The 26,920-nt window shown below is 35.2% G+C and carries 32 protein-coding genes; 28 read left to right on the top strand and 4 right to left on the bottom strand.

Going from position 1 to position 26,920, the window contains the following annotated elements; genetic code table 11:
• The first annotated feature begins 106 nt into the window (after window positions 1-106).
• From rplU to ACZ47B_RS01700, 28 genes are all read left to right on the top strand, one after another.
• Window positions 107-415: a 50S ribosomal protein L21 gene (gene rplU / locus ACZ47B_RS01565; protein ID WP_464894924.1), complete on the top strand. Its 309-nt coding sequence runs from the start codon at window positions 107-109 to the stop codon at window positions 413-415.
• A gap of 9 nt (window positions 416-424) precedes the next feature.
• A complete protein-coding gene (rpmA, locus tag ACZ47B_RS01570; protein ID WP_464894925.1) occupies window positions 425-682 on the top strand; it encodes a 50S ribosomal protein L27 in 258 nt (85 codons plus the stop codon).
• Window positions 683-788: 106 nt separating this feature from the next.
• Window positions 789-1,898 (top strand): GTPase ObgE, encoded by a 1,110-nt coding sequence (gene obgE / locus ACZ47B_RS01575; RefSeq protein ID WP_464894926.1) that lies wholly within the window; start codon window positions 789-791, stop codon window positions 1,896-1,898.
• 1 nt (window position 1,899) lies between these two features.
• Complete coding sequence (gene proB / locus ACZ47B_RS01580; protein ID WP_464895741.1) at window positions 1,900-2,688, top strand: glutamate 5-kinase; 789 nt, start codon at window positions 1,900-1,902, stop codon at window positions 2,686-2,688.
• Between the two features lie 38 nt (window positions 2,689-2,726).
• A complete protein-coding gene (fmt, locus tag ACZ47B_RS01585) occupies window positions 2,727-3,635 on the top strand; it encodes a methionyl-tRNA formyltransferase (RefSeq protein WP_464895742.1) in 909 nt (302 codons plus the stop codon).
• Between the two features lie 3 nt (window positions 3,636-3,638).
• Window positions 3,639-4,274, top strand: a complete 636-nt coding sequence (locus ACZ47B_RS01590; RefSeq protein ID WP_464894927.1) for a biotin--[acetyl-CoA-carboxylase] ligase — start codon at window positions 3,639-3,641, stop codon at window positions 4,272-4,274.
• A 12-nt stretch (window positions 4,275-4,286) separates the two neighbouring features.
• The gene (locus ACZ47B_RS01595; RefSeq protein ID WP_464894928.1) at window positions 4,287-5,072 is read left to right on the top strand and encodes a ParA family protein; all 786 of its coding nucleotides are present in this window, start codon (window positions 4,287-4,289) and stop codon (window positions 5,070-5,072) included.
• 1 nt (window position 5,073) lies between these two features.
• Window positions 5,074-5,931, top strand: coding sequence for a ParB/RepB/Spo0J family partition protein (locus tag ACZ47B_RS01600; RefSeq protein WP_464894929.1), 858 nt, complete (start codon window positions 5,074-5,076; stop codon window positions 5,929-5,931).
• 168 nt (window positions 5,932-6,099) lie between these two features.
• Window positions 6,100-6,522, top strand: coding sequence for a F0F1 ATP synthase subunit B family protein (locus ACZ47B_RS01605; protein WP_464894930.1), 423 nt, complete (start codon window positions 6,100-6,102; stop codon window positions 6,520-6,522).
• A 10-nt stretch (window positions 6,523-6,532) separates the two neighbouring features.
• Window positions 6,533-7,033: a F0F1 ATP synthase subunit B gene (locus ACZ47B_RS01610; RefSeq protein WP_464894931.1), complete on the top strand. Its 501-nt coding sequence runs from the start codon at window positions 6,533-6,535 to the stop codon at window positions 7,031-7,033.
• Entirely contained in the window at window positions 7,034-7,564 is a 531-nt protein-coding gene (locus tag ACZ47B_RS01615) for a F0F1 ATP synthase subunit delta (RefSeq protein WP_464894932.1), read from the top strand.
• A gap of 20 nt (window positions 7,565-7,584) precedes the next feature.
• A complete protein-coding gene (gene atpA, locus ACZ47B_RS01620; protein ID WP_464894933.1) occupies window positions 7,585-9,102 on the top strand; it encodes a F0F1 ATP synthase subunit alpha in 1,518 nt (505 codons plus the stop codon).
• 9 nt (window positions 9,103-9,111) lie between these two features.
• Window positions 9,112-9,996: an ATP synthase F1 subunit gamma gene (gene atpG, locus ACZ47B_RS01625; RefSeq protein ID WP_464894934.1), complete on the top strand. Its 885-nt coding sequence runs from the start codon at window positions 9,112-9,114 to the stop codon at window positions 9,994-9,996.
• A 36-nt stretch (window positions 9,997-10,032) separates the two neighbouring features.
• The gene (atpD, locus tag ACZ47B_RS01630; RefSeq protein ID WP_464894935.1) at window positions 10,033-11,433 is read left to right on the top strand and encodes a F0F1 ATP synthase subunit beta; all 1,401 of its coding nucleotides are present in this window, start codon (window positions 10,033-10,035) and stop codon (window positions 11,431-11,433) included.
• A gap of 35 nt (window positions 11,434-11,468) precedes the next feature.
• A complete protein-coding gene (gene atpC / locus ACZ47B_RS01635) occupies window positions 11,469-11,858 on the top strand; it encodes an ATP synthase F1 subunit epsilon (protein ID WP_464894936.1) in 390 nt (129 codons plus the stop codon).
• A 3-nt stretch (window positions 11,859-11,861) separates the two neighbouring features.
• A complete protein-coding gene (locus ACZ47B_RS01640; RefSeq protein WP_464894937.1) occupies window positions 11,862-12,452 on the top strand; it encodes a MotA/TolQ/ExbB proton channel family protein in 591 nt (196 codons plus the stop codon).
• Window positions 12,452-12,844 carry a biopolymer transporter ExbD gene (locus ACZ47B_RS01645; protein WP_464894938.1) on the top strand — a complete coding sequence of 131 codons (393 nt, stop codon included), beginning with the start codon at window positions 12,452-12,454 and terminating at the stop codon, window positions 12,842-12,844. The genes ACZ47B_RS01640 and ACZ47B_RS01645 overlap by 1 nt, the downstream gene beginning before the upstream one ends.
• Window positions 12,845-12,846: 2 nt before the next feature.
• On the top strand, window positions 12,847-13,626 hold the full coding sequence (locus tag ACZ47B_RS01650; RefSeq protein ID WP_464894939.1) for a TonB C-terminal domain-containing protein: 780 nt from the start codon (window positions 12,847-12,849) through the stop codon (window positions 13,624-13,626).
• 10 nt (window positions 13,627-13,636) lie between these two features.
• Window positions 13,637-14,911 carry a Tol-Pal system protein TolB gene (gene tolB, locus ACZ47B_RS01655; protein WP_464894940.1) on the top strand — a complete coding sequence of 425 codons (1,275 nt, stop codon included), beginning with the start codon at window positions 13,637-13,639 and terminating at the stop codon, window positions 14,909-14,911.
• Between the two features lie 59 nt (window positions 14,912-14,970).
• Complete coding sequence (locus ACZ47B_RS01660) at window positions 14,971-15,549, top strand: OmpA family protein (RefSeq protein WP_464894941.1); 579 nt, start codon at window positions 14,971-14,973, stop codon at window positions 15,547-15,549.
• A 6-nt stretch (window positions 15,550-15,555) separates the two neighbouring features.
• Window positions 15,556-16,446: a tetratricopeptide repeat protein gene (locus ACZ47B_RS01665; RefSeq protein WP_464894942.1), complete on the top strand. Its 891-nt coding sequence runs from the start codon at window positions 15,556-15,558 to the stop codon at window positions 16,444-16,446.
• Between the two features lie 130 nt (window positions 16,447-16,576).
• Complete coding sequence (locus ACZ47B_RS01670; protein WP_464894943.1) at window positions 16,577-17,086, top strand: FKBP-type peptidyl-prolyl cis-trans isomerase; 510 nt, start codon at window positions 16,577-16,579, stop codon at window positions 17,084-17,086.
• Window positions 17,043-17,831, top strand: a complete 789-nt coding sequence (locus tag ACZ47B_RS01675; RefSeq protein ID WP_464894944.1) for a sigma 54-interacting transcriptional regulator — start codon at window positions 17,043-17,045, stop codon at window positions 17,829-17,831. Before ACZ47B_RS01670 ends, ACZ47B_RS01675 begins: the two co-directional genes overlap by 44 nt.
• Window positions 17,831-18,769 (top strand): ACP S-malonyltransferase, encoded by a 939-nt coding sequence (gene fabD / locus ACZ47B_RS01680; protein ID WP_464894945.1) that lies wholly within the window; start codon window positions 17,831-17,833, stop codon window positions 18,767-18,769. The genes ACZ47B_RS01675 and fabD overlap by 1 nt, the downstream gene beginning before the upstream one ends.
• 9 nt (window positions 18,770-18,778) lie before the next feature.
• Window positions 18,779-19,546: a nitrilase-related carbon-nitrogen hydrolase gene (locus tag ACZ47B_RS01685; protein ID WP_464894946.1), complete on the top strand. Its 768-nt coding sequence runs from the start codon at window positions 18,779-18,781 to the stop codon at window positions 19,544-19,546.
• Between the two features lie 21 nt (window positions 19,547-19,567).
• Window positions 19,568-20,266 (top strand): 5'-methylthioadenosine/adenosylhomocysteine nucleosidase, encoded by a 699-nt coding sequence (locus tag ACZ47B_RS01690; RefSeq protein WP_464894947.1) that lies wholly within the window; start codon window positions 19,568-19,570, stop codon window positions 20,264-20,266.
• The gene (locus ACZ47B_RS01695) at window positions 20,253-21,005 is read left to right on the top strand and encodes a tRNA 2-thiocytidine biosynthesis TtcA family protein (protein ID WP_464894948.1); all 753 of its coding nucleotides are present in this window, start codon (window positions 20,253-20,255) and stop codon (window positions 21,003-21,005) included. Before ACZ47B_RS01690 ends, ACZ47B_RS01695 begins: the two co-directional genes overlap by 14 nt.
• Window positions 21,006-21,062: 57 nt before the next feature.
• Window positions 21,063-21,683 carry a hypothetical protein gene (locus ACZ47B_RS01700; protein ID WP_464894949.1) on the top strand — a complete coding sequence of 207 codons (621 nt, stop codon included), beginning with the start codon at window positions 21,063-21,065 and terminating at the stop codon, window positions 21,681-21,683.
• 49 nt (window positions 21,684-21,732) lie between these two features.
• Here ACZ47B_RS01700 and ACZ47B_RS01705 read toward each other — a convergent pair whose 3' ends face one another.
• The 4 genes from ACZ47B_RS01705 to ACZ47B_RS01720 form a co-directional block, all read right to left on the bottom strand.
• Window positions 21,733-22,518 carry a metal ABC transporter permease gene (locus ACZ47B_RS01705; protein ID WP_464894950.1) on the bottom strand — a complete coding sequence of 262 codons (786 nt, stop codon included), beginning with the start codon at window positions 22,516-22,518 and terminating at the stop codon, window positions 21,733-21,735.
• The gene (locus ACZ47B_RS01710) at window positions 22,511-23,221 is read right to left on the bottom strand and encodes a metal ABC transporter ATP-binding protein (RefSeq protein WP_464894951.1); all 711 of its coding nucleotides are present in this window, start codon (window positions 23,219-23,221) and stop codon (window positions 22,511-22,513) included. The genes ACZ47B_RS01705 and ACZ47B_RS01710 overlap by 8 nt, the downstream gene beginning before the upstream one ends.
• On the bottom strand, window positions 23,202-23,993 hold the full coding sequence (locus ACZ47B_RS01715) for a metal ABC transporter solute-binding protein, Zn/Mn family (protein WP_464894952.1): 792 nt from the start codon (window positions 23,991-23,993) through the stop codon (window positions 23,202-23,204). Before ACZ47B_RS01715 ends, ACZ47B_RS01710 begins: the two co-directional genes overlap by 20 nt.
• 223 nt (window positions 23,994-24,216) lie before the next feature.
• Window positions 24,217-26,793: an ATP-dependent Clp protease ATP-binding subunit gene (locus ACZ47B_RS01720; protein WP_464894953.1), complete on the bottom strand. Its 2,577-nt coding sequence runs from the start codon at window positions 26,791-26,793 to the stop codon at window positions 24,217-24,219.
• Between the last annotated feature and the right edge of the window lie 127 nt (window positions 26,794-26,920).

Below are 26,920 nucleotides of genomic sequence, written 5' to 3' on the forward strand. Positions count from 1 at the left end.
GGATAGTTCTATCCACTTATATTATTTTAATCAACTTTTAAAACTATTTACGATATACTTCGCCCTCATAGTCTTATGGACTAAATACTTGTATAAGGAATAGCTGATGTACGCTATTATAAAAAATGGTGGGAAGCAATACAAAGTTCAAGAGGGAGATTTTTTAAATCTCGACAAGCTTGACGCTCAGCCAAAAGATACCATAGAGGTAGAAGAAGTACTTGCTGTCAATGACGGTGAGTTTAAGGTGGGTACTCCATTTGTTGATGGAGCAAAAGTAACACTCGAAGTTGTAACTAACGCAAAAGCCAAGAAAGTTGTTATCTTCAAAAAAAGAAGAAGAAAAGACAGCAAGCTAAAAAAAGGTTTTAGAAGAGAATATACTCGCGTAAAAGTTACAAAGATTTCAGCATAAGGAGAAGAAATGGCTCATAAAAAAGGTCAGGGTAGTACCCAAAATAATAGAGACAGTGCAGGAAGGCGTTTAGGTGTTAAAAAATATGGAAGTGAGTTCGTAAGAGCCGGCAATATCATCATAAGACAAAGAGGTACGGCAACTCATCCGGGTAATAATGTAGGAATGGGCAAAGATCACACTCTTTTTGCTTTGATCGACGGTTATGTGAAATTTGAAAGAAAAGACAAACACAGAAAAAAAGTTTCAGTTTACCCCGCAGCATAAATAAAACTCTTAGGAGGCTTTCAAAGTCTCCTAAACTTCTCTCGATTATGATATAATTCATAACAAAATTAGATAATCATTTAGATATCTCAAGGAAAATAAAATAATGTTTACCGATAATGTAAAGCTCATCCTCAAGTCCGGTAAAGGCGGAGCGGGAGCAGTCTCTTTTAGAAGAGAAAAATTTGTCATCAAAGGCGGACCTGACGGAGGAGACGGAGGCATGGGAGGAGATGTTATCATAAAAGTAGATAACAATACCCATACTCTTTCCCATCTTAGAGGAAAAAATGTACTAAAAGCCGAAAACGGACGACCGGGTGAGGGTAGAAAAAAATATGGCAAAAAAGGGGAATCCATTACTATAAAAGTCCCACCTGGCACCCAGATAATCGATAATGAAACAGGCGAGGTTCTGCTTGATATGGTCGAAGAAGGTAAAGAGGTCATATTTTTAAAAGGTGGCAAAGGAGGTCTTGGAAACTGGCACTTTAGAAGTTCAACCAACCAAAGACCAACTTACGCTCAACCTGGACTTCCCGGAAGCGAGAAAGATGTAAGACTTGAGCTTAAACTTATAGCTGATGTCGGACTTGTCGGATTTCCAAATGTAGGAAAATCAACTCTTATAAGCAGGCTTTCAAATGCAACTCCCGAGATTGCCAATTATGAATTTACCACACTTACTCCAAAACTCGGTGTTGTCAATGTGGATGAGTATAAATCATTCGTAATGGCTGATATTCCCGGTATCATAGAAGGGGCAAGTGACGGAAAAGGATTGGGGCTTGAATTTTTAAAACATATAGAAAGAACGAAGTTTTTGCTTTTTATGCTTGATGTTTCAAACTACAGAGAGTTGAAAGAGCAGTATGAAGCACTTAAAAATGAGCTTAAAACTTACTCCGAAAAATTGAGTGACAATTTGTATGCTATAGCATTTACAAAGATCGATACTTTATCCAATGAAGAAATAAATGAAAAAATCCAATCTTTTTTTAAAGAGTTTGATTTGGATAAAAGTAAAGTCAACAAGTACGGTTTTGATGATAATTATCTTTTTTACAATCAAAATGACTTTACTATAGATACTGCAAAGCCACTTTTTGCAATACCTATATCCTCAGTAGCCAATATCAATATAAACGCTTTGAAATTTGCCCTGTTTGATGGAGTGCATACCAAGATATCCAAGGAAGAAGATGAAAAGTCTTGAGCTGAAACGAATCGTTATCAAAGTCGGAAGCCATGTTTTGAGTGAACACAACAGAATTGCCAAAGAACGGATGATGAACCTGGTCGAGTTTATCTCTAGCTTGCATGATAGATATGAGGTGATAGTGGTAAGTTCAGGCGCGGTTGCCGCAGGATACTCCAAAATCAAGCTCGATAAGAGTATAGTTTCTAACAGGCAAGCCATAGCTGCGGTAGGGCAGCCTTTTTTGATGAGAGAGTATCAAAAGAAGTTTGAAAAATATGACAAATTGACAGCTCAGTTTTTGCTTACCGCCAGCGACTTTGACTCTAGAAAAAGAACCGAATTTGCCAAAAATGCCATAGAAGTATGCTTAAACAACAGAGTCATTCCTATCATAAACGAAAACGATACTACTGCGACTGACGAGCTTGTTTTTGGTGACAATGACAGACTCTCGGCTCATGTAGCTTACTATTTTGATGCGGATATGTTGGTAATTTTATCAGATATCGACGGATACTATGACAAGGACCCCAGAGCCAATGAAGATGCAAGACTTAAAAAAGTAGTACACTCTATAAGTAATGATGAAGCAAACATCAAAGTCAATCCAAATGATTTTTTTGCTACAGGTGGTATAGCAACCAAGCTCAAAGCTGCGGACTTTCTTTTGAAAAGAGATAAGGTAATGTTCATGGCAGGCGGCTTTGATCTAAGTGACGCAAAAAGTTTTCTGCTTGAGGGAATCCACAAAAGTGGGACACTTTTTTTGCCGGAAGACTTAAATATTTACACTCACGACTCATAAATAAAGGAGTTGATTTGGATAAAAAAAATATAATATTTATGGGTACACCCGATTATGCGGGGGTAATCCTGAAAGAACTGCTTGAAAGTGAGGATATAAACGTTTTAGCGGTTTTTACCCAGCCTGATAAACCGGTCGGCAGAAAGCAGATCCTTACTCCCCCATATGTAAAAAGATTTTTATCGGACAATGGATATGATACTCCCATATATCAGCCAAAAACGCTAAAAGATGAAAAAGTAAAAGAGCATATTGAAAAACTAAAGCCCGATTTCATCATCGTTGCAGCTTACGGACAGATACTTCCCAAAAATATACTAGATATTGCGCCATGTATCAATCTTCATGCTTCCTTACTTCCAAAATACAGAGGAGCAAGTCCTATACAATCAGCTTTGCTAAATGATGATAAACTAAGTGGAGTTACGGCAATGCTTATGGATGAAGGTCTTGATACCGGTGATATGCTTGGATTTGTATATGTTGATATAAAAAAAGATATGGTTGTCGGTGAACTTTTTGACAAATTGTCTTTAGCGGCTGCGAAATTGACTCTAAGCACCATAAGGAGCTATAAAAATATCAAGCCTGTTAAACAGTTTAAAGCTTTGGCATCATACAGTAAAAAGATAACAAGGCGTGACGGAGAAGTAGAGCTTGACAACGCTTACGATATATATCTAAAATATCGTGCTTTTACTCCATGGCCTGGGATTTATCTGAAAAATGGCTTGAAGATCAAGAAGATGAATCTGGTTGAAAGTAAAAATTCATATAATCCTGGAGAGATAATGGATATGGAAAACGATAGCTTGATCATAGGATGCAAAAAAGGAAAGATAAAACTTTTTAGAGTGCAACCTTCTTCAAAAAAAGAGATGAGTGCAAAAGAGTATATAATGGGTAAGAGATTGAAAGTCGGAGATAAATTGGTGAGTAGTGAGTAGTGAATGGAGATAGTTTATTTTGATAGGATTGAATCTACTCATAAGTATCTTTTAAATACCTTAAAAAATGGGGATATTGCTCCTCCTGTTATGGTAGTGACTGATGAGCAAAGTGGAGGAGTCGGCAGTAGAGGAAATGAGTGGATAAGCAAAAAAGGTAATCTTTTTTTATCGTTTTGTGTAGAAATGAAACACTTGCCAAAAGATTTGCCAATTCAATCAACTTCTATATATTTTGCTTATATATTAAAAGATCTTTTATCCTTAAAGGGCTCTAATATATGGCTGAAATGGCCAAATGATTTTTATCTTGACGAAAAAAAAATAGGTGGTGTCATTACTGCAAAAACCGGAGATAGTATCGTATGCTCCATTGGACTGAATTTGACATACGCACCCCGCGAATTTGGTACACTCGATATAGATGTAGATAGAAATCTGCTTATAGAGGAATTTGTAAAAAAAATTAAAAAAAATATTTCATGGAAGCAAGTTTTTAGCAAATATAAGATAGAATTTCAAAAAGCAAAAAAGTTCTGTTTTCATCTTGACGGAGATATCGTCCTTTTAAAGGATGCAACACTAAACCAAGATGGTTCAATATCGATAAATGACAAAAAAGTCTTTAGCACAAGATAAGGAGATGTAAGAGTGAAAGAGATAATTGCTATTGCCAATCAAAAAGGCGGTGTAGGCAAAACTACTACAGCAATCAACCTGGCGGCATCTTTAGCGGTTGCCGAAAAGAAAGTTTTACTCATAGATGCAGACCCTCAGTCAAATGCTACTACAGGACTAGGTTTTCACAGAAACGACTACGAATACAATATATACCATGTACTTATAGGCAGTAAAAAACTTTCACAAATCATTTTAAAAACATCGATTCCTACTCTATTCCTAGCCCCGTCCAACATAGGTTTGGTCGGAATAGAAAAGGAGTTTTATGATCAAGAGAGTGATGGTAGGGAGCTGGTGCTTAAAAATAAAATCCAAGAGATAAAAGATCAGTATGATTATATCATCATAGACTCACCTCCGGCTCTTGGAAGTATAACGATAAATGCACTCAGTGCCGCAAACTCTGTGATCATTCCCATACAATGTGAATTTTTTGCGCTTGAAGGCTTGGCACAGCTTTTAAATACTATAAAACTTATCAAAAAAACGATAAATCCCAAGCTGAAGATCAAAGGTTTTCTTCCAACGATGTACAGTACGCAAAACAATCTCTCCAAACAGGTATTTGCAGATCTTAAGCAACACTTTAAAAACAAATTGTTCAAAGATAAGAAAAATTCATCATATGTTGTGGTTCCGAGAAATATCAAACTTGCAGAGAGTCCAAGCTTTGGAAAGCCTATCATACTCTATGATATAAAATCAACAGGCTCACAAGCATATCAAAATCTGGCTACTTCCATAATGGCAGGATAAAATGGCTAAAACCAAGAAAGCATTAGGTAGAGGCATAGGAGCTATCTTAGAAGATGTCGAAGAGGCATACAGAAGCGATATAGAAGACAAATCAAATCTCATACGAGAGATAGAAGTCGATGAAATCATCCCAAATATTTATCAACCAAGAACCTATTTTAACGAAAGTGCTTTAAATGAACTTGCAGAGTCTATAAAAAAACACGGTCTCTTGCAACCTATCATCGTGGTTAAAAAAGATGATGGCTATATGCTGATCGCCGGAGAGAGAAGACTAAGAGCTTCAAAAAAAGCCAACCTGACCCACATAAAAGCCATAGTAGCCGATATAGAGTCTGAAAATCTTCGGGAATTGGCTCTTATAGAAAATATCCAAAGAGAGAATTTAAATCCGATAGAGTTAGCAAATGCCTATAAAGAACTAATAGAGCAGTATAAGATAACACATGATGAACTATCCAATATCATCCACAAAAGCAGAACCCAGATAACAAATACTCTAAGGCTCATCAATTTAAGTGAAAAAACAAAAGATTTACTTGTGCAGGGAAAGATTTCACAAGGTCACGCAAAAGTACTTGTAGGACTAGACCCTAAAACGGAAGAAAGCATAGTAAACAGTATAATCGGGCAAAAACTAAGTGTCAGAGAAACAGAAAATCTTGTAAAAAATATAAAAAACCAAGACAAAAGTTCTACAGCAGTCAAACCGTCAAAAAACAAAATCCAAAACCTTGACAAACTTGTTAAAGTATTTAAAACTATGGGCGTAAATACCAAGAAAAAAGAAAATAAAATAATCATAGAATTTAAATCGAATGATGAAGTTGAAAAATTTTTAAATAGAATCAAGAATTAATTGATGTTATACAAGATTTGTGAGCATTGCTAATTTAAACGGAAAATTAGCACCGTGAACAAATTTTGTGTAACATCAAATATTAATAATAATTTTTAGTTTATTTAATAAAAGTTTACAGAAACTTTTGGTAAAATACCTGAATTTTTTAAAAACCAAGGAGCGATCATGTTGGATTTAAATCCTAGTTTACTGCTGTTAGTTGCGGTTATATTTATCTTCTTGATCATAGTATTGAACAAGATGCTTTACAAACCGTTACTTGCATTTATGCGAGAGAGAGATGAATCCATCCAAAACGATCTTGCGCAAGCCAAGAAGAACAGTAGTAATGTTTCTCATCTTGAAGAAGAGGCTGCAAGCTTGATAAAACATGCAAAAAATGAGGCTCATAAGATAAGAGAGGAAGCTATCAATGAAGCCAGGACTGAATATAATGAAAAAGTAGAAGCTAAAAAAGCGGTTCTTGAAAAAGCTTATGAGGGATTTTTGGTAGAACTGAACCAGGAAAAAGAGGAACTAAGTTCCAAATTGAAAAATGAACTGCCGGTTTTTAAAGATAGTTTAAAAACGAAACTCAGTCAAATATAAGGAGATGAAATTGTTCTTTAGATTAGTTTTACTGCTTTCTCCATTGGCACTGTTTGCCGGTGAAGGAAGTACGGATATAATACCCAGAACTATCAACTTTTTGATTTTTGCTGCCATACTTTACAGATATGTGGCAGGACCTTTGAAGAACTTTTTCAAAGGAAGAAGAGAAGAGATAGTTGACACCCTAAAATCTATACAAGATAAAGTTGAAGAGTCAAAAAAGGCCAAAGCAGAGGCTTTGAAAAAACTTGAAGATTCCAAGCTACTTGCTAAAAGTATAGTTGAAGATGCAAAAAATGAAGCTGAGCTTATAACTCAAAAGATAAAGAACGAATTGGAAAATGAGTTGGAGCTTCTGGATAAATATCATGAAGAGAGATGTGAAATAGAAAGAAGAAAGATGGTGAAAACTGTCGTTGCCGGAACCGTAAACTCTCTTTTCGCAGAAAACTTACAAACTTTTGACAACAGTGAACTTGTCAATATCGTTATGAAAAAGGTTGCGTAAATGATACCTCCGATTGCCAAAAAATATGTAAAAGCTCTGTTCGAGTCAGCTGATGAACCAACTGTAAAAAAGTATTATGAGGATTTGCAGGTTTTAAACAGCGCGTACTCTATGGAAAAGATGAAAAACATACTTCTTTCCCCGACGATTTCAAAAAACGAAAAATTTGATTTTGTAGTATCGCTCATAGAAGAGTCCGATGAAAAATTTAAAAATTTTATCAAGATACTAGTAGTAAATGACAGGATGAATCTGATCCCTGCGATCTGCGATGAACTAAGGTATGAATTATCCATAAAAGAAAATAAATTTGTAGGACAAATCATAAGTAATTCACAGATCGATAAAAAAAGTATAAACAGCATCGAAGAAAAGTTAAGCAGCAAATTTGATTCGACTATTGTACTTGAAAGTATAAAAAGTGATTATCCCGGTATTAAGATAGAAATCGAAGATTTAGGTGTCGAAATAAGTTTTTCGATCGATAGATTAAAAGCTCAAATGACTGAGCATATACTAAAAGCAATATAAAAAACTAAAGGAGTGCTCAAGTGAGTTCAAAGATTAAAGCGGACGAAATTAGCTCTATCATAAAAGAGAGAATTGATAATTTCGAATTGAGTGTGGATATTGAAGAGACTGGAAAAGTTATCTCCGTAGCAGACGGAATTGCACAGGTTTACGGGCTCAAGAACGTAATGGCCGGTGAAATGGTCGAGTTTGAAAACGGTGAACAAGGTATCGCTCTTAACTTGGAAGAATCAAGCGTAGGTATAGTAATACTCGGTTCCGGTAAAGACATCAGAGAAGGTGTATCGGTTAAAAGAGAAGGAAGACTTTTAAAAGTTCCTGTAGGCGATGCGGTTGTCGGAAGAGTTGTAAATCCTTTGGGTGAACCGATCGATTCAAAAGGACCTATTGAAACCGAAGAGTATAGATTTGTTGAAGAAAAAGCTCCCGGCATTATGGCTAGAAAATCAGTCCACGAGCCTTTGCAAACCGGTTTGAAAGCGATAGATGCACTAGTTCCTATCGGAAGAGGTCAAAGAGAGCTTATCATCGGTGATAGACAAACAGGTAAAACGACAGTTGCCGTTGATACCATCATCAACCAAAAAGGTCAGGATGTTACTTGTATATATGTTGCTATCGGTCAAAAGCAGTCAACTGTCGCACAAGTTGTAAAAAAACTTGAAGAGTACGGGGCAATGGATTATACTATAGTTGTAAATGCAGGTGCGAGTGACTCTGCGGCACTTCAATACTTAGCTCCATATGCCGGTGTAACGATGGGTGAATATTTTAGAGACAACTCTAGACATGCTCTTATCATTTATGATGATTTGAGTAAACATGCGGTTGCTTACAGGGAAATGTCACTGATCTTAAGAAGACCTCCTGGAAGGGAAGCGTATCCGGGTGATGTGTTTTATCTTCACTCAAGACTTCTTGAAAGAGCGGCAAAATTGAGTGATGATCTAGGGGCCGGAAGTTTGACGGCTCTTCCTATCATTGAAACTCAAGCAGGTGACGTTTCAGCTTATATTCCGACAAATGTAATCTCTATAACCGACGGACAGATTTTCTTGGAAACCGATCTTTTTAACTCAGGTATAAGACCTGCTATAAATGTCGGACTTTCTGTTTCAAGAGTCGGTGGGGCTGCTCAGATAAAAGCTATCAAACAAGTTGCCGGTACATTGAGACTTGACCTTGCTCAGTATAGAGAGCTTCAAGCTTTTGCCCAGTTCGCAAGTGATTTGGATGAAACAAGCAGAAATCAACTTGAACGAGGTCAGAGGATGGTTGAAGTTCTTAAGCAGCCACCTTATTCTCCGCTTCCTGTTGAAAAACAAGTCGTTATCATATATGCCGGAGCCAACGGATATCTTGATGATATAGAAGCTGAAAATGTTACAAAGTTTGAAGCTGAATTGTATCCATTCATTGAGGCAAAATATCCTTCGATTTTTGAGGATATCAGAACAAAACAAAAAATCGATGACGAGATAAAAGCACAATTAAATAAGATACTGGATGAGTTTAAAGCAACTTTTGAAGTAAAGTAAGGTTATAAAATGGCAAATCTAAAAGATATAAAAAGAAAAATTGGTAGCGTTAAAAATACCCAAAAAACTACCAGGGCTATGAAGCTTGTTTCTACCGCAAAGTTAATGAAAGCTAAACTTGCGGCAGAACAGTCCCAAGCTTACGCTATCAAGATAAATGAAGTTTTGTCTGAAATTTCCCACAAAATCAACAAGTACCGAGTAGGTGGGATAAAGAGTAAATTTTTTGATATAAATGACAATCCGAAAGTAGTGGATATCATTTTTGTAACAGCCGACAAAGGACTTTGCGGAGGCTTTAATATCCAAACCATAAAAGCCGTCAACAAACTGCTTGAAGAGTATGGTGCAAAAAAGACAAAAGTAAGATTGAAAGCGATCGGTAAGAAAGGTATAGGATACTTTAACTTTAAAGGTGTTGAGCTATATGATCAAAAAGTCGGGGTCAGTTCCGCCCCTACACCTAAAATCGCAGCTGATATCATAAACGAGTCAATTGAAGACTTTTTGGAAAATAAAACAGACAGAGTCATAGTCATACATAACGGCTATAAAAATATGATATCTCAAGAGTTGAGGGTCAATACAATCGTACCGGTAAAGACTTTCGATCCTCCCAAGGATGTCTCGACTTCCATGATCGAGGTTGAGCCCGAAGACAACACTGAACTTTTGGAAAATTTGCTTAAAATGTACTTTGAGTACAATATGTATTATGCGCTGATTGATTCTTTGGCTGCCGAGCATAGTGCCAGGATGCAGGCTATGGATAATGCAACAAATAATGCTAACGAAAGGGTTCAGGAGTTGACTTTGGAGTACAACAAGGCAAGACAAAGTGCTATAACAACAGAGTTGATAGAGATCATTAGTGGCGTTGAAGCACAGAAATAAAAAGTTATATAAGTAATTAAGTAAGGAGATAAATTAATGGATGGAGTTATAAGCCAGATTTTGGGGCCTGTCATTGATGTTAATTTTGAAGGCAAATTGCCTGAGATCAATGACGCTCTGGAAGTGGTATATGAAGTTGAGGGAAAAACTCACAAACTTATCTTGGAAGTTGCCGCACATTTGGGTGACAACACGGTAAGAACCATTGCGATGGATATGAGTGAAGGTTTGGTAAGAGGTTTAAAAGTAAAGGCTCTTGGATCACCTATCAAAGTTCCTGTCGGAGAAGAAGTTCTAGGAAGAATTTTCAATGTTATCGGTGATGTTGTTGACAATGGTGAACCTGTAGTTGCTAAAAATCACTGGTCAATCCATAGAGATCCTCCGCCTTTTGAAGATCAAAGTACTAAAAGCGAGATTTTTGAAACAGGTATAAAAGTCGCGGATTTGCTGGCTCCTTATGCCAAAGGTGGAAAGATAGGTCTATTTGGTGGTGCCGGTGTCGGTAAAACTGTTATCATTATGGAGCTTATCCACAATGTTGCGTTCAAACATAGCGGTTACTCAGTGTTTGCCGGTGTCGGTGAAAGAACAAGAGAGGGAAATGACCTTTACAACGAGATGAAAGAATCGAACGTGCTTGACAAAGTCGCCTTGTGCTACGGTCAGATGAACGAGCCTCCGGGAGCAAGAAACAGAATCGCTTTGACAGGTCTTACAATGGCTGAATATTTCAGAGACGAAATGGGTCTTGATGTTTTGATGTTTATAGACAATATCTTTAGATTTGCTCAAAGCGGATCTGAAATGTCAGCACTTCTTGGAAGGATTCCAAGTGCGGTTGGTTATCAACCTACACTTGCGAGTGAAATGGGAAGACTTCAAGAGAGAATCACATCAACTAAAAAAGGTTCTATCACATCTGTTCAAGCTGTATATGTTCCGGCAGATGACTTGACTGACCCTGCTCCTGCAACTGTTTTTGCTCACTTGGATGCAACGACCGTTTTAAATAGAAGCATAGCTGAAAAAGGTATATATCCTGCGGTTGATCCGCTTGATAGTACTTCAAGACTTTTAGATCCCGGTATCGTAGGAGAAGAGCACTATAAAGTTGCAAGAGGGGTTCAAGCCGTTCTTCAAAAATATAAAGATCTTCAAGATATCATCGCGATACTTGGTATGGATGAACTAAGTGAAGAGGATAAACAAATCGTTGAAAGAGCAAGAAAAATTGAAAAATTCCTTTCTCAACCTTTCTTTGTTGCAGAAGTTTTCACTGGAAGTCCAGGTAAATACGTAACTCTTGAAGAAACAATTGCCGGTTTCAAAGGAATACTTGAAGGAAAATATGATCACTTGCCTGAAAATGCATTTTATATGGTTGGTAACATTGAAGAGGCTATAGAGAAAGCTGAAAAAATGAAAAACAGTTAGTCCTGGGCTAACTGTTTTTTTATAAGGAAAAGTTTATGGATACATTAAAACTTGAGATAGTTACCCCCAAAGGTCCTATATTTAAAGGAGATGTTAAAAGCATTACGCTTCCCGGCAGTGAAGGTGAATTTGGTGTATTGCCAGGCCATGCATCTGTACTTACTCTTTTAAAAACCGGTATCATTGATATAGAAAATACAGATGGAAAGCATGACCTGGTTGCGATAAACAGCGGATATGCCGAAGTTGATGAAAGCGGGGTCAACATACTAGCTGAAGGTGCGGTATATGTCGGTGGAGATGAGAGTGAGAGTGAAATAGCCGATTCTCTCAAGAAAATTGAAGATTTGCTGGAGAGCATCAAAAGTGATCCTTATGTTACAGAGAGTGTATTGTCTCGTGTCAAAAATATAAAAAAATCATAATTTATGAATTTAATAGATCTCTTTTTAAATTACTTATCAAGAAGTAGCGAGATAACCATAGCCGTTTTGCTGTGGTTATCTTTGTATTTTCTTATTACCATTTGGGTTATAATCTACAGATATCTTTATATTAACGCACTTATAAAAAAAGAAGAATCTTCTTTAGAGAGCATGCTTATGGGTGCTACTACGGTACGGGCTGATTCGATTTTGCGAAAATGCACTACCGGATACAAAGGCAATAGTAAAATCTTCGAAGTTTGTGTAAATGTTGCCCAAAAGAATTCAACAGCATATCTTTCAATACTTTCTGTGATATCTTCAACCTCACCTTTTATAGGACTTTTTGGTACTGTTGTTGGAATTCTTGAAACATTTTCAAAGCTTGGAGGTGCAACCAGTGCATCTTTGAATGTCATAGCTCCGGCGATCAGCGAAGCACTGGTTGCAACAGCAGGCGGTATTCTTGTGGCTATTCCGGCATATAGCGGTTATATTATACTGAAAAGAAAAGCATATGACTATCTAAGTGTAGTTGATAGAGAAAAGATACTGCTTATTAATAATTTAGAAAAAAACAATGCAGAGGATTGATGTATATTGATTGGGATGAAAAACCGGATTTGAATATCACCCCTTTGGTTGATATTATGCTTGTGCTTCTTGCAATTCTCATGGTAACTACTCCGGCAATTATTTATGAAGAAAACATCAAACTACCACAAGGTTCAAAAACAAAATCCCTTGGAAAGATACCAGATCTTGAAATCAGGATAACAAAAGACAAAAAAGTATATGTAGGAAAAAACCAGTACCAATACAGCGCTTTTGCGGACAGCTTCATACTTTTTTCAAAATCAATCCCCAAAAAAACGATCGTATACATAAGAGCGGATAAAGATCTGCAGTACGGCTCTATCATGTATATATTAAAAAGTGTCAAAGAGGCAGGATTTTCAAAAGTTTCCCTAGTTACCGAGGGGTAAATATGGAAAAAAATGATAGATACTTTTTTTTGGGTCTCTTTGTTTCCTTGCTTGTGTATGTGCTATTATTGTGGTTTATACTTTCATATATCGCTCAGTCTGAAATAAAATCAAAACAATATACTACTAAAAAAAACAGTTTCATTGAGATATCTATCAAAGAGAAGAAAAATATAAAAAGAAGAAGTAAAACCCCCAAAAGTAGACCTAAAAAGAAAATATCAAAGAAAAAAAAGGTTGCTAAGAAAAAGGCACCAAAAACCAAAGTAAAAAAATCTTCCAAAAAAACAGTGAAATCCAAATCGTTAAAATCTTTATTTAGCGGTATAGATACAAAAAAATATCTAAAAAAAGAGCAAAATTTAACAAAAAAAGCAAACCAAAACAGCAGAATTCCTAAATATGTAAAAAAGAGTATATCACAAGAGATACCAAATGAGCAAAAATCAGCGACAAGCATAGTAAAAAGTCTGACCCTCGAAGCTGCTTCCGAGCATAAAAGTCAAAAATCCGGTGAATACAATGAGTATATAGGAAAGATAAGCGATATGCTGGATGAGAAATGGCAAGAGACTCCGGGAACACTTCCCGGTAATGTTGCAAAGGTAACTGTGACCATAGATAAGTTTGGAAATTTCAGCTACAAAATAGATGAACTTTCATATAATAATGAGTTCAATGCCAAGTTGGAAAGTTTTCTAGAAAGCTTGAAAGATGAAAAGTTTCCACCATACAAACTTGGTGATTTTATAACTATAAAAGTAAACTTTAAAGACGAATAAGGAGAAGCGGGTGAGAAAAATATTGGTTGTTTTACTTATAAGTTGTTTAAGCTTGTTGGCATTTGATGCAACTATAGATATAGTTAAAAAAGGCAATAAACTTCCAAAGATCGTTGTTCAGGACGCTACCGGTGACTCATTTGCCGATAAATTTATAGAAAAAAAGATGCTTAAACTGTTAGTTGGGGATTTGAAAATTTCCACCAATTTCATAGTTGATGACAGATATATAAAAACTTCTTATGACGGCGACTATAAAGAGAATTTTCAAAGCAATGTAATGCCTGATCTTATCGCGCGATTCAAGTTGGAAAATCGTGACAATATGCTTATGGGTTATATGAAGCTCATAAACGCCAAAAACGGTTCGGTGATAGTACAAAATATTTATAAAATATCAAATAAAAAAAGATATCCGTTTTTAGCTCATAAAATGATCATAGATATCAATGACAAATTGGGTGCTCCCTCGATCGAATGGATGCAGAGATTTGTCGTTTTTGCCAAATATACAGGAAAGAAAAAAAGTGATATAGTAATTTCCGATTATACACTTAGTTATCAAAAGACCATAGTTACAGGTGGATTAAATATCTTTCCAAAATGGGCGAATAAAGAGCAAAATGCATTTTACTACTCTTCATACAATGGAAGAATTCCAGTTTTGTATAAAGTGGATTTGATTAAAGGAAAAAGATACAAGATAATTTCTTCCAAAGGAATGCTTGTATGTTCAGATGTGAGCAAAGACGGTGGCAAACTCATACTTACCATGGCGCCAAACGACCAGCCTGATATCTATCTGTATGATTTGAAAACCAAAAAATTAGAGAGACTTACAAAATTCAGGGGTATAGATGTAAGCGGTCATTTTATAGATAATGAAACAAGGATAGCATTTGTATCCGATAGACTTGGATATCCAAATATCTTTGCAAAAAGATTACAATTGAATGCTCCTGTTGAGCAGTTGGTTTATCAGGGCAAAAACAACAATTCATTTAGCTCGTATGAAAATTATCTCGTTTTTTCAAGGCGTGAAGGTGATAGTGAATTTGGTAAAAACAGTTTCAATCTTTATCTAATATCCACAAAAACCGAGTATATACGACAGTTGACTGCAACGGGTAAAAACTATTTTCCAAGATTTGCGAACAAAGGCGAAACCATAATGTTTATAAAAAATTACAAAAGACAATCCGCCCTTGGGATTATCAGGTTATACTCAAATAAAAGTTTTCTGTTTCCTTTAAAAGCAGGAAGAATACAATCTCTTGACTGGTAGTTGCTAATTTTAAGAAAAATATGCTAAAATAAGAGAAATTTTTTAAAAAAGGATAGAGTGTGAAAAAATTAGTTCTTATAAGTGTAGGTACTGCGTTGTTGCTTTTTACAGGTTGTAGTAAAAAAACTCCGGAAGTCGATATGACTAAAAAAAGTGAAATGAATGCAAATCAAAATGCAAAATCTGCTGATACAAAAGTTTCCAGCATGAGCAATTCAATGGATACAAGCAGTGAACAAACAGTCAATAATATGAACAATAACGGCAATGATGTCAATTATAAAATCGCTCAACTAGAGCAAAAAACAAAAATCATTCATTTTGATTTTGATAAATACAATATAAGAGAAGACCAAAAACCTTTAGTAGAGGAAGATGCAAATATAGTAAACTCAGATGATGCAAAAGATTTTTCCGTTAAACTTGAAGGAAATTGTGATGAGTGGGGAAGTGATGAGTACAACTATGCTTTGGGATTAAGAAGAGCAAAAAGCGTAAAATCTGCACTTGTAACTCTTGGAGTTGATGCAAACAGACTTATGATCATAAGTTACGGTAAGAGCAATCCAGTTTGTACTGAGCATAATAGAGCTTGCTGGGCTAAAAACAGAAGAGTAGAATTTAAATTTTTACCATAATATTTTATGTATAAATATATCATAATATTTCTACTTGGTATAGCAGTATATGCAGCTGAGCCATCGGCATTTGGTGCCGGTGACTTGGATGCACCAAATCCTTACGGTCTAACAAGTAGTGAAAAAGTAATCCTTAAAAACAAAAAAGAGGTCAAGACACTATCGACCAATGTCAGTTTTGTTAAAACGGAACTTAATGATATGCAAGAAAAGATCGATGGTATAAAAAGTGTCGTTGAGGCCCAAAATAACAGAATCTACAAAATAGAACAATCCATAAGTCAATTGAAACTGAATGACAAAAACAGCACAAAAGAACTCCAAGCGTTAAAAGATGATCTAAATGCCACCAAAGAGACACAGATAGAAAACAATAAAAAAGTGAAATTGGTGCTTTCCGAGCTGAGTTCACTGATAGACTCTATAAATTCTTCTTATGTTTCAAAAGATATACTTGATGAGAAATTAAAAAATATACAGGATAGTTTTGACACAAAGATAGCGATACTCGAAAAGAAATTAGCTACCAAAACAGTGCTTTCAAAAAAAGGAAGTGTTATATTTAAGGAAGCAAAAACAAATTTTGAGAGAAAAAATTATATCAAATCAGCGGAACTTTTCAAAGCATCCATCAAAAAAAGATATCTCCCCGCAACAAGCAATTTTTATCTTGGTGAAATCAACTATAAAACAAAACATTATGCCAAAGCCATAGAGTATTATAAAAAAAGTATATCACTTTATGATAAGGCAAGTTTTACACCGACTTTACTGTATCATACATACATTTCTTTCAAAAAATTAGGTGACAAAAGAAATGCAAAGAAATTTAAAGATATTCTTATAGCAAAATATCCAAAAAGTAAAGTAGCAAAATTAGTTAAAAGATCAAAGTAATCCTTCTCTTTTGCATTTTAAAACTTTTTTAGGTTTTTTATACTTAAAGATAGATACAAGAGTATGGATTAATCTACAATAAATCTATTTTTCGTTAAAATCGGTTTCTATATTTATATTAGGAGAAAATATGTCAACAAGTGACAATAAAGTAGTATCATTTGAGTATGAACTTAAAGATGCAAATACAGGTGAAGTCTTAGATAGCAATGTTGGAAAAGAACCTTTGGAGTTTGTTAGTGGCAAAGGACAAATCATTCCCGGTCTTGAGAAAAAATTGACCCAGATGAATGCAGGCGAAAAAGCTGAAGTTCAGGTTCCTGCAAATGAAGGATACGGTGAAGTTAACCCTGAAGCAGTTCAAACACTTCCAAAAGAACAATTTGCCGGTATCGATCTGCAAGAAGGAATGGTTCTTTACGGACAGGGAGAAAATGGAGAAACAGTCCAGGTAACTGTAAAAAGTTTTGATGACAACAATGTCGTCGTTGACTTCAATCATCCGTTAGCTGGAAAAGATTTGACTTTTAACGTTTCGGTTTTGGGCGTAAGAGACGCAACTGAGAGCGAAGCAGCAAGCGGTGTAGTAGGCGGTGGTGAAGAATCATGCGGCTGTGGAACCGGCTGTGGATGCAGTTAATTTTATAGCTAAAAACAGAGCCTCCAAGGAGGCTCTCAAATCCGCGAATCTACTAAAAAGCCTCGAGATAAATGCTCTAATAACCGGGGAAGAGGGCACCGGCAAGACCACCTTGGCTAGATATATCATAAATGCTCCCGTTGTCAGCGGTATACAAGATATAAATATCATAACAAGTCTCATATCCCAATACAAAAATGTCATAATTAAAGATTTCGATCAAATAAAACATATCGATATACTGTTGGATGCCTTGCAAAAAAATAAAACAAGGATAATTGCAACTTCACAAAAAACTGTTTTCAGTAAAATAAGTGATAAATTTTTTAGCCTGAGTATAAACCTACCGCCTTTGAGGGAAAGAAAAGAGGATATTTATCCTTTGGCTAGCAAATTTTTGAAAGACGCAAAAAAAGATTTCGGATTGAATGATATAAATGTTGATATAAAAAAAATCAAGCTTGATCTTGAAAGAAATTGTTATTCATTGAAACTCAGTATTTACAAAGCCATTATGGAAGAGTTGATGAGCGAAGAAGATATCATGCAGATTTTACAGGATCTTTTTTATAAAAGGCTTGGAAGCAAAAATGACTACAGGAACAATTTGTATATATATGAAATGCCGCTTATAATGGCAGGATTTGACAAATTCAAGTCACAATTGAAAATGTCCGATCAGTTTGGAATAAACAGAAATACACTAAGAAAAAAGATAAATGAGTACAACTTACAGGAGAAGTAATGAAAAACAGTAAAAAAACAGCTTTTATATTCCCGGGACAGGGAAGCCAGTCAGTTGGAATGGGAAAAAGCTTCTACGATGAGAGTGATGTTGCAAAAGAGATGATAGAAAATGCAAGTGAGAGGATAGGGGTTGATTTTAAAAAGCTGCTTTTTGAGGAAAATGATAAGCTTGAAAAGACTGAATTTACCCAGCCGGCGATCTTGCTTGTAAGCTCGATTGCACATAAACTTTTTGAAGATGAGATGATGATAAAGTCATCATTTGCTTTGGGCCATTCTCTAGGAGAATTTTCAGCGCTTGTAAGTGTTGGAGCGTTGGATTATCTCGATGGCGTGGAATTGGTTCATCAAAGAGGAAAGCTGATGGTTGAGAATTGTCAAAATTTTGAAGCGGGCATGATGGCTCTTATAGGATTGAGTGATGAAAAAACTGAAGAGATATGTGAAGCAGCAAGAGAAAACGGTAAACAGATATGGCCTGCAAATTACAACAGTGACGGGCAGATAGTCATAGCCGGTATAAAAAGTGACCTTGTGGATATGGAGAGTGTCTTTAAAAATGCTGGTGCAAAAAGAGCCTTGCTTTTAAATATGTCGGTAGCCAGTCACTGCCCACTCTTAAGCGAAGCTTCGGATGCACTAAAACCATATCTTGAAAAGTTTTTAAAAGATGAATTTATAACTCCGGTTGTATCAAATGTTACTTCAGAGATTTATGAGACAAAAGCCGATGCCGTATCTTTGCTTTCAAAGCAATTGGTAATGCCCGTACTTTATAAGCAGTCGATTAAAAATATAGAAAACAATGTTGATATGTTCATCGAATTTGGCGGTAGCGTACTAAAAGGTATAAATAGAAGAGTTACAAAAAAACCTACTTACAGCATAACAGATATGCAATCTCTTGCAAATATATATCAAGAGTTGTCAAATTGAGGTAGTGTCATGAAGATATCTTTAGCTCAAATCAAACCTAAACTCTCAAAAGACAATATCAAAAAACATATCTGCTATATTCAAAAAGCCATAGATGAAAACTCGGATGTGATAGTTTTCCCTGAGTTGTCACTCAACGGATACAGTATGATGGATTTGGTTTATGAGGATGCTTATGAGATAGAAGAGTTTGGTGAAATCAAAAATTTGAGCAAAGATATAGATATCATAGCAGGAGTCGCTTTAAGGCAAAAACATAAGATTTTTAATAGTGCTATATACTTCTCCCAAGGTGAAATCGTTCAAATATATCATAAAAATTCTTTACCGAATTATGGTATGTTTCAAGAGGCAAGATTTTTTTTCGCAGGTGATAGTCTCGAAGAGTTTGAAACAAGATTCGGAACTGCGGTAATGGTAATATGTGAAGATTTGTGGAATTCAAAGATCATAGATAAGATCGTATCCATAAAACCGGATCTCATATATGTCATATCCGCTTCTCCGGCAAGAGGATTTGAAGATGACGGACTTGAGATCGAACATAGATGGAGCAGCATACTTTCAACTACCGCAAGTCTAAGCGGAACTCATACGGTATTTGTCAATCGAGTAGGTTTTGAAGATGGACTTGGCTTTTGGGGAGGAAGTAGAGTTATAGATCCAAAAGGAAAAATCATAAAAAAAGCGAAACTTTTTGAAGAAGAGCAAATACATATACAAATTTCAAAGCAACTTTCTTATACTCAAAAGTATATGCTTAGGATGAATAATTAATACAACAAATATGGAGAAAATATGACTATAGGTATCATGGGTGCAATGCAAGAAGAGGTCGAACCTCTTCTTGAGTTTTTTAAAGAGTATGAAACTATCGAATATGCTGACAATAAATACTACAAAACCATATATAAAGGTAATGAAGTCATCATAGCTTATAGTAAAATAGGTAAAGTTTTTGCCGCTTTAACAGCTACAACTATGATAGAAAAGTTTGGCATAGAAAAACTTCTTTTTAGCGGGGTTGCCGGAGCTATTGATGAGGATTTGCATATAGGGGATTTGGTGATTGCTACTAAACTTTGTCAGCATGATCTTGATATCACTGCTTTTGGTCATCCTTGCGGGTATGTACCTGAAGGGTCTGTTTATGTTGAGAGTGATAAGGTACTAAATAAGATGGCAAAAGAGGTGGCACAAGAAAAAGGCATAAAGCTAAAAGAGGGTATCATAGCCACAGGAGATCAGTTCGTAGCTGATACCAAAAGAAAAGAGTGGATAAGAGAAACTTTCAAGGCAAGTGCTTTGGAGATGGAGGGAGCTAGTGTAGCGGTAGTTGCAAATGCTTTAAATATCCCTTTTTTAGTTCTTAGAGCTATAAGTGACGCGGCAGATATGGATGCCGGATTTGATTTTGATGAATTTTTAAAGAGTTCAGCCAAAAACAGTGCTGATTTTATCATTTCTATATTGGATAAAATTATTGAAAAAAGCTAATATAAGTAAAAAATTACTTAGAATTACCGGCAGAACAAATGCCAAATATGACCTTATCAAAGAAGGGGATAAAGTTCTTTTAGGGCTTAGTGGAGGAAAAGATTCTTTGACTTTGGCTCATATACTTTCTCATGTACAAAGAGTCGCTCCTTTTAAGTTTGAGTTTAAAGCTATATGTGTGACTTATGGCATGGGTGAGGATCTTTCAACTTTAGAGAGTCACTGCAAAGAGCATGGGATACCTTTTGAAGTTTATGAGACGGAAACTTTCGAACTTGCAAAAGAGAAGATAAGAAAAAATTCATCCTTTTGTAGTTTTTTCTCAAGAATGAGAAGAGGGGCGCTATATAGCGCCGCACAAAAAGGCGGATATAACAAGGTGGCTTTGGGACACCATTTTGATGATGCGGTAGAGAGTTTTTTCATGAATTTTATGTACAACGGAGCCTTAAGAAGCCTGCCTCCAAAGTATAAAGCATCAAACGGGCTTGAAGTGATAAGACCTCTCATACTCGTTAGAGAAAGACAACTCATAGATGCCGCAAAACTCAATGACTTTCCTTTGGTAGGTGATGAAGCATGCCCGGCTTTTAGATTTGATGTAAAGATGCCATATGCTAGATCCAATACAAAAAAGATGCTAAAGGAGATGGAAGAAAACAACCATGAACTTTTTATCTCTTTAAAAGCTGCATTTGAGCATATCCATAAAGACAGTTTTTTGCAGTTAGACAAATAAATTTTACAATTATTTCACAAAAATATTATAGGATTATTAAAAAATATAGGAGTTGATATGCTAAAGTACATTTTTGGTTTGTCTGTATTTGTATGGTTTATAAGCGGTTGCGCACCTCAATATACCGTAAAAAATATCTATATACCTCCTGTGGGGAATAAAGCAAAGCAGTGTTTGAACTCTTGTAGATATGAAAAAGCTGACTGTGATACAAAATGCCAAAACAATTACAACAAATGTTTAAACGAAGCTTTTTTAAGAGCCAAAGATATCAAAGCCATAGAAGACAGACAATATGCAAAAAGATATGACAGATACATTGTAAGATTGAACGATTATAACGCTAGGATGTTTGACTGGCAAAACGAATATGACCAAAACTATAAAGACTGGAGTTATTTTAGAGACAAATGCAAGGCAAATCATGACAGCTACGCATGTGACAGAGCAAACGATCTAAGATATATCATAAGAAAATCACTAAGAACAAAACCAAAAGAACCAAGAGCTCCTACAAAAAAGAGTTTTAGCCAAATTGTAAAAAATGAGCAAAAATTGTGCAAGAGTGACTGTGGGTGTCAAAAAGAGTATGATATATGCTTCTTAAACTGCGGAGGAGAGATACAGCTAAAAAAGATATGTATAGCAAATTGTAATGAGGAAGAGTCAAAAAAGTGATAAAAAATAAAAGTGACTTGTCTCTTTAGTACTTATTATACAAATAAAACTATTTCTTAAACAAAGAGATAAAGAAGAAAACAGTTGATACCAAAATAATTGTAGCAGTTGCTGAAATATCATAATAAAAGCTGATAAATATACCGCTTATCATAAAAATAGCAGATAAAACTCCGGATAGCATCATCATGCTTTTAAAATTTTTGGTAAATTTTTCAGCGATAAACGGTGGAATCGTAAACATAGCAATAATCAAAATAAGTCCTATGGCTCTAACACTCATGACAATTGTTAATGATACTAAAACCAAAAGCAAAGTATGTAACAATCCTACATTTAAACCTCTTACCTTTGCAAAATCCTTATCATAGCTTATGAGTAAAATTTGATGATACAAGATAGAGATAAAAATGATCAAAGCCACATCAACACCAATCATCATATAAATATCTTCATTAGAAATAGTCAAAATAGATCCGAACAGATAGCTTATAAGCCCTGCATTATATCCGGGAGTGAGTTCACTAAATAAGATACCTATACTCATCCCGACTGCCCATACTACTGCGATGATGATATCACTTCTATGGGGAATTTTAAGTGTTATGTATGATAAAATAAGTGCCAAAAATAGAGCAAAAAAAGATGTCATAAGTAAAATTGGCAGAGCAAAGTATAAAGCAAGCCCAATCCCCCCAAAACTTCCATGGGCTATGCTTCCTGCTATAAAACTTGATTTGTTTATTACGATTAAACTTCCTATAATGGCAACTGCAACAGAGATAAGAAAACTTGCATAAAAAGAGTTTGGTATGAGAGTTATGATATCAATCATGATTACCTCTATTACATTTATGAACTTCATTTATAAAGTCGATTTCACAAAAATGTCCATCTTTTCTATGAAAATGTAAATCCGGTGCATCATGTAAAACTAAATTTCTATTTACCCATGCTACTTTATTTACGCCTTCAAGTAAAAAGTTCAAATCGTGTGAAATCATTATCTTAGTGATATTTAGTGATTTTAAAATATCATAAATATCTCTTTGACCTTGCGCATCGATAGAACTTGTGGGCTCATCTAAAATCAAAACTTCAGGATTGCTAACCATCGCACGGGCTATTAAAACTCTTTGTCGCTGCCCTCCACTCAGTGCTGAAATTTTTTTATCTTTATATTCAAACATTTTTACAAGTTTTAATTTTTCATAAGCCTCTTTTTTATCCTCCTCATTATAAAAAAACTTGTATCTTTTAAGTCTTCCTTGAAGCACGATATCCAAAACAGTGATAGGAATATCAAGTGAAAAGTTTGTATATTGAGGAACATACCCTATCTTTTGGGTGTGTAGATTGATTTCACCTTTTGTTGGTTTTATAAAACCAAGAATCAATTTAACAAGTGTACTTTTTCCACCACCATTTGGTCCGATTATGGCTAGATAGTCATTTTTTCGAATAGTTAAATTTACATCTTTTAAAACAATTTCATCATTGTAAGCAAAACTTACATTTTTAATTTCTATTATATTCATTTAAAAGCTTAGCTACCTTTAGTATATTTTCAAATATATTGTATTCAAGCGGAGAAAAACTGACAACTTTTCCATTTATCTTTTCAGCTATAAATTTGGCTGACTTTTGAGAAAACTCAGGCGAAGTTAAAACAATTTTTATATTTTTCTTTTTTGCCGTTTTTATGAGTCTCATCATATATCTTAATCCCGGCTCTTTTCCCTCTTTTTCAAGTGCAATTTCATCTAAGTTATATCTTTTTGCAAAATAGTATAAACTTGGATGAAAGATTATAAAAGTTCTTTGCTTTATCGGCTTTAACAAACTTTTGATTTTATTATTTATTGTTTGACATTCTGATATAAATTTTTTATAATTTTTTTCATAAAAATTTTTGTTTTTGGCATCAATTTTTATCAAAGCGTCTCTCACAGTTTTAGCTTCTTGCATTAAAAAAACAGGATCAAGCCAAATATGAGGATTTTTATCTTTTTTGATACCTTTTTCAAAATCAACTATTTTAATCTTTGGATTGATTGCTATAAATTTATCTATCCATGCTTTTTCAAACGGTACACCGATTTTGAAGTACATGACTGAATGTTTTAAGCTTAAGAGTTGTTGTGGCGTAGGCGAATATGATTCGGGTTCATTTCCTGGCAATACCATCACATTTACATTAGCTTTATCTCCAGCAATTTTGTTAACCACAAATTTTTGTGGAATAATTGAAACTGTTACATCGTATGCAAATAGATGTATAGCAAATAATAGCAATATAAGTTTTTTCATCGAAAAAAGTCCTTAGCTTTGTTTTACTCAGATATTGAAATCTTTAGCGCATTTTATGATTATCACTCATTAATCGCAACTAAGTCGCATTTGATGAGCAAAATTTTTCATTGTCTAATTAGGACGATAATATCTATTTTTTCTTAAAGAAAACTTTTAAAATATGTTTTTGGTATATATCATTGTATACAACCCTCCTGCTTTTTGCAGAAGGGTTGAAAAATTATTTGACCTTTATAACTATCTCTTTGTTTTCTTCATCTACAAGTATGCTATCGCTGTCTTTTATCTTATCTTCAAGGATCATTTCAGCTATCTTGTCCTCAACAAGATCATATATAGCTCTTTTTAGAGGTCTTGCTCCATAAACCGGATCGAAACCTGCTTCGGCTATCAAAGCTTTGGCATTGTCGCTTAAAGATATCCCTATATCTCTCTCTTTTAGCCTTGCTCTTAAGTCATTTAGCATGATGTCAACTATCTCTTTTATCTGTTCAATTCCCAAAGGATTGAATATAACTATATCATCAAGCCTGTTTAAAAACTCAGGTTTAAAATGAAGTTTCAGCTCATCCATTACAGCCTTTTCTCTATCTTTTGGATCGACAAACTCCATTATCTTCGCACTTGCTATGTTTGAAGTGAGAATGATAATGGTATTTTTAAAGTCAACCGTTACACCTTTGTTGTCTGTTAGTCTTCCATCATCCAAAACTTGAAGCAAGATATTGAAAACATCAGGATGAGCTTTTTCTATCTCATCGAACAAAAGTACACTGTACGGATGTCTTCTAACCGCTTCGGTAAGCTGTCCACCCTCATCATATCCAACATATCCGGGAGGCGCACCTACTAGTCTTGATACAGCATGTTTTTCCATGTATTCACTCATATCAAATCTGATGAGTGATTTTTCACTATCAAATAAGAACTTGGCCAAAGTTTTAGCGGTTTGTGTTTTACCAACCCCGGTTGGTCCTAAAAACATGAAACTGCCTATAGGTTTATTGTCACTGCTAAGTCCGGCTTTATTTCTTTTTATAGCCCTGCTGACAGCTTTTAGGGCAGTGTCTTGTCCTTTTACCTCTTTTTTTAGCTCATCTTCTATGTGCAGAACTTTCTCTTTTTCGCTTTGTAGCATTTTAGTTACCGGGATGCCTGTCCATTTGCTAACTATCTTTGCAATCATCTCTTCATCGACACTGTTTTTCAAAAGTGTTCCGCTCTCTTGCATTTTATTCCACTGCTCGTTTAGCTCTTCCTCTTTTTTAAGGAGTTCCGGAATCTTTCCATACTCTATCTCGGCAGCTTTGTTGAAGTCACTGTTTCTTTTTGCAAGTTCGGCTTCTCTTTTTAACTCATCTATCTTTGTTTTTAGTTCAGCGATTTCATTAAAAACTTTTTTCTCATTTTCAAACTGATGCTCCAGGGCTCTTTTGTGCTCTTCTTTATCAGCCAACTCTTTTTCTATCTCTTTTAGCCTCTCATCATTTTTTTTGGACTTATCCATTTTGAGAGCCTCTTTTTCAACTAAAAGTGCATTTATCTCTCTTTTTACTTTGGATAACTCCATAGGCTCGCTCTCTATCTGCATTTTAAGTTCAGCCGCGGCTTCATCGATTAAGTCGATCGCTTTATCAGGTAAAAATCTATCTGTTATATACCTATCACTAAGTTTCGCTGCAGCTACCAAAGCACTATCAAGTATGGTGACATTGTGATGGGCTTCAAGCTTCTCTTTTATACCTCTTAGGATTTGCAAAGCTTCATTGATATTTGGCTCTTCAACTTTTACAGGTTGAAATCTTCTTTGAAGTGCCGCATCTTTTTCAAAATATTTTCTATACTCTTTTAGAGTGGTAGCACCTATAGTGTGAAGTTCACCTCTTGCAAGAGCAGGTTTTAGCATATTTGCCGCATCCATACTACCTTCACTGGCTCCTGCGCCAACGATAGTATGAATCTCATCTATGAAAAGTATGATATTGCCGTCTTGTTTTACTTCATCTATAACGGCTTTTAACCTATCTTCAAATTCGCCTCTATATTTTGCACCGGCGATCAATGCACTCATATCAAGTGCTATAACTCTTTTATTTTGCAAACTAAGAGGAACTACTTTTTCTACTATCCTTTGAGCCAATCCTTCGACTATGGCAGTTTTGCCGGTTCCAGGCTCTCCAAGAAGTATAGGATTGTTTTTGGTTTTTCTTATAAGGATTTGCATGATCCTTTGAATCTCTTCATCTCTTCCGATAACCGGATCTAGTTCATTTTCAAGTGCTTTTTTGGTTAAATCTATACCGTATTTGTCCAAGTTTTCAAGATTTTCATCAGCGCTTTGAGACTCTATCTTTTTTCCGCCTCTTATGGCTTCAAGACTTTTTTTAAGCTCCAAAAGATCAAGGAATTTTGAAAATATACTTTTAAAAGGCTCATCTTCGAGATTTGCCAATATCCAGGTATCCACTGCAAGAAAGCTATCACCTATACTGTTCATCAAGCCTTCTGCCTTTTGTAGACTCTCAGCCAAGTTTCTTGAAATTTTTATATTTTCTTTTGTAACAGTTGAAACTTTCGGGAGTCTGTCCGCTTGTGACTTGACTTCAAGCTCTATTGCGGCTTTGTCGATATTCATCTTGTTTAATGCCTGGTTTAGTATAGAGTTGCTGTTGGTTAAAAGTGCCCAAAGCACATGGATTTTCTCTACTTCACTGTTTTTATTGTGTAATGCAAGTGAAATACCGCTCTCAAGAGCTTGAGTCATTTGATGGGTTAATTTTTCAAATATCTGTTTCATTTTTTCTCCTTTTTAACCATAGTGATATGGTCATTTAAAACTTTTGATGAAATTATACAACATTTAGTCTATCTTTGTCAAGTTATATCAGTAAAATTGTTTAAATATACTAAAAAAAATTGTTTAG

The organism is Thiofractor thiocamini, from assembly GCF_055384375.1.

Excerpts from the sequence above, each read along its gene's own strand:
- rplU (WP_464894924.1), top strand. The coding sequence starts at position 107 with ATGTACGCTATTATAAAAAATGGTGGGAAGCAATACAAAGTTCAAGAG.
- rpmA (WP_464894925.1), top strand. The coding sequence starts at position 425 with ATGGCTCATAAAAAAGGTCAGGGTAGTACCCAAAATAATAGAGACAGT.
- obgE (WP_464894926.1), top strand. The coding sequence starts at position 789 with ATGTTTACCGATAATGTAAAGCTCATCCTCAAGTCCGGTAAAGGCGGA.
- fmt (WP_464895742.1), top strand. The coding sequence starts at position 2,727 with ATGGGTACACCCGATTATGCGGGGGTAATCCTGAAAGAACTGCTTGAA.
- ACZ47B_RS01590 (WP_464894927.1), top strand. The coding sequence starts at position 3,639 with ATGGAGATAGTTTATTTTGATAGGATTGAATCTACTCATAAGTATCTT.
- ACZ47B_RS01600 (WP_464894929.1), top strand. The coding sequence starts at position 5,074 with ATGGCTAAAACCAAGAAAGCATTAGGTAGAGGCATAGGAGCTATCTTA.
- ACZ47B_RS01605 (WP_464894930.1), top strand. The coding sequence starts at position 6,100 with ATGTTGGATTTAAATCCTAGTTTACTGCTGTTAGTTGCGGTTATATTT.
- ACZ47B_RS01615 (WP_464894932.1), top strand. The coding sequence starts at position 7,034 with ATGATACCTCCGATTGCCAAAAAATATGTAAAAGCTCTGTTCGAGTCA.
- atpG (WP_464894934.1), top strand. The coding sequence starts at position 9,112 with ATGGCAAATCTAAAAGATATAAAAAGAAAAATTGGTAGCGTTAAAAAT.
- atpD (WP_464894935.1), top strand. The coding sequence starts at position 10,033 with ATGGATGGAGTTATAAGCCAGATTTTGGGGCCTGTCATTGATGTTAAT.
- atpC (WP_464894936.1), top strand. The coding sequence starts at position 11,469 with ATGGATACATTAAAACTTGAGATAGTTACCCCCAAAGGTCCTATATTT.
- ACZ47B_RS01640 (WP_464894937.1), top strand. The coding sequence starts at position 11,862 with ATGAATTTAATAGATCTCTTTTTAAATTACTTATCAAGAAGTAGCGAG.
- ACZ47B_RS01645 (WP_464894938.1), top strand. The coding sequence starts at position 12,452 with ATGTATATTGATTGGGATGAAAAACCGGATTTGAATATCACCCCTTTG.
- ACZ47B_RS01650 (WP_464894939.1), top strand. The coding sequence starts at position 12,847 with ATGGAAAAAAATGATAGATACTTTTTTTTGGGTCTCTTTGTTTCCTTG.
- ACZ47B_RS01665 (WP_464894942.1), top strand. The coding sequence starts at position 15,556 with ATGTATAAATATATCATAATATTTCTACTTGGTATAGCAGTATATGCA.
- ACZ47B_RS01670 (WP_464894943.1), top strand. The coding sequence starts at position 16,577 with ATGTCAACAAGTGACAATAAAGTAGTATCATTTGAGTATGAACTTAAA.
- fabD (WP_464894945.1), top strand. The coding sequence starts at position 17,831 with ATGAAAAACAGTAAAAAAACAGCTTTTATATTCCCGGGACAGGGAAGC.
- ACZ47B_RS01685 (WP_464894946.1), top strand. The coding sequence starts at position 18,779 with ATGAAGATATCTTTAGCTCAAATCAAACCTAAACTCTCAAAAGACAAT.
- ACZ47B_RS01690 (WP_464894947.1), top strand. The coding sequence starts at position 19,568 with ATGACTATAGGTATCATGGGTGCAATGCAAGAAGAGGTCGAACCTCTT.
- ACZ47B_RS01700 (WP_464894949.1), top strand. The coding sequence starts at position 21,063 with ATGCTAAAGTACATTTTTGGTTTGTCTGTATTTGTATGGTTTATAAGC.
- ACZ47B_RS01705 (WP_464894950.1), bottom strand. The coding sequence starts at position 22,518 with ATGATTGATATCATAACTCTCATACCAAACTCTTTTTATGCAAGTTTT.
- ACZ47B_RS01710 (WP_464894951.1), bottom strand. The coding sequence starts at position 23,221 with ATGAATATAATAGAAATTAAAAATGTAAGTTTTGCTTACAATGATGAA.
- ACZ47B_RS01715 (WP_464894952.1), bottom strand. The coding sequence starts at position 23,993 with ATGAAAAAACTTATATTGCTATTATTTGCTATACATCTATTTGCATAC.
- ACZ47B_RS01720 (WP_464894953.1), bottom strand. The coding sequence starts at position 26,793 with ATGAAACAGATATTTGAAAAATTAACCCATCAAATGACTCAAGCTCTT.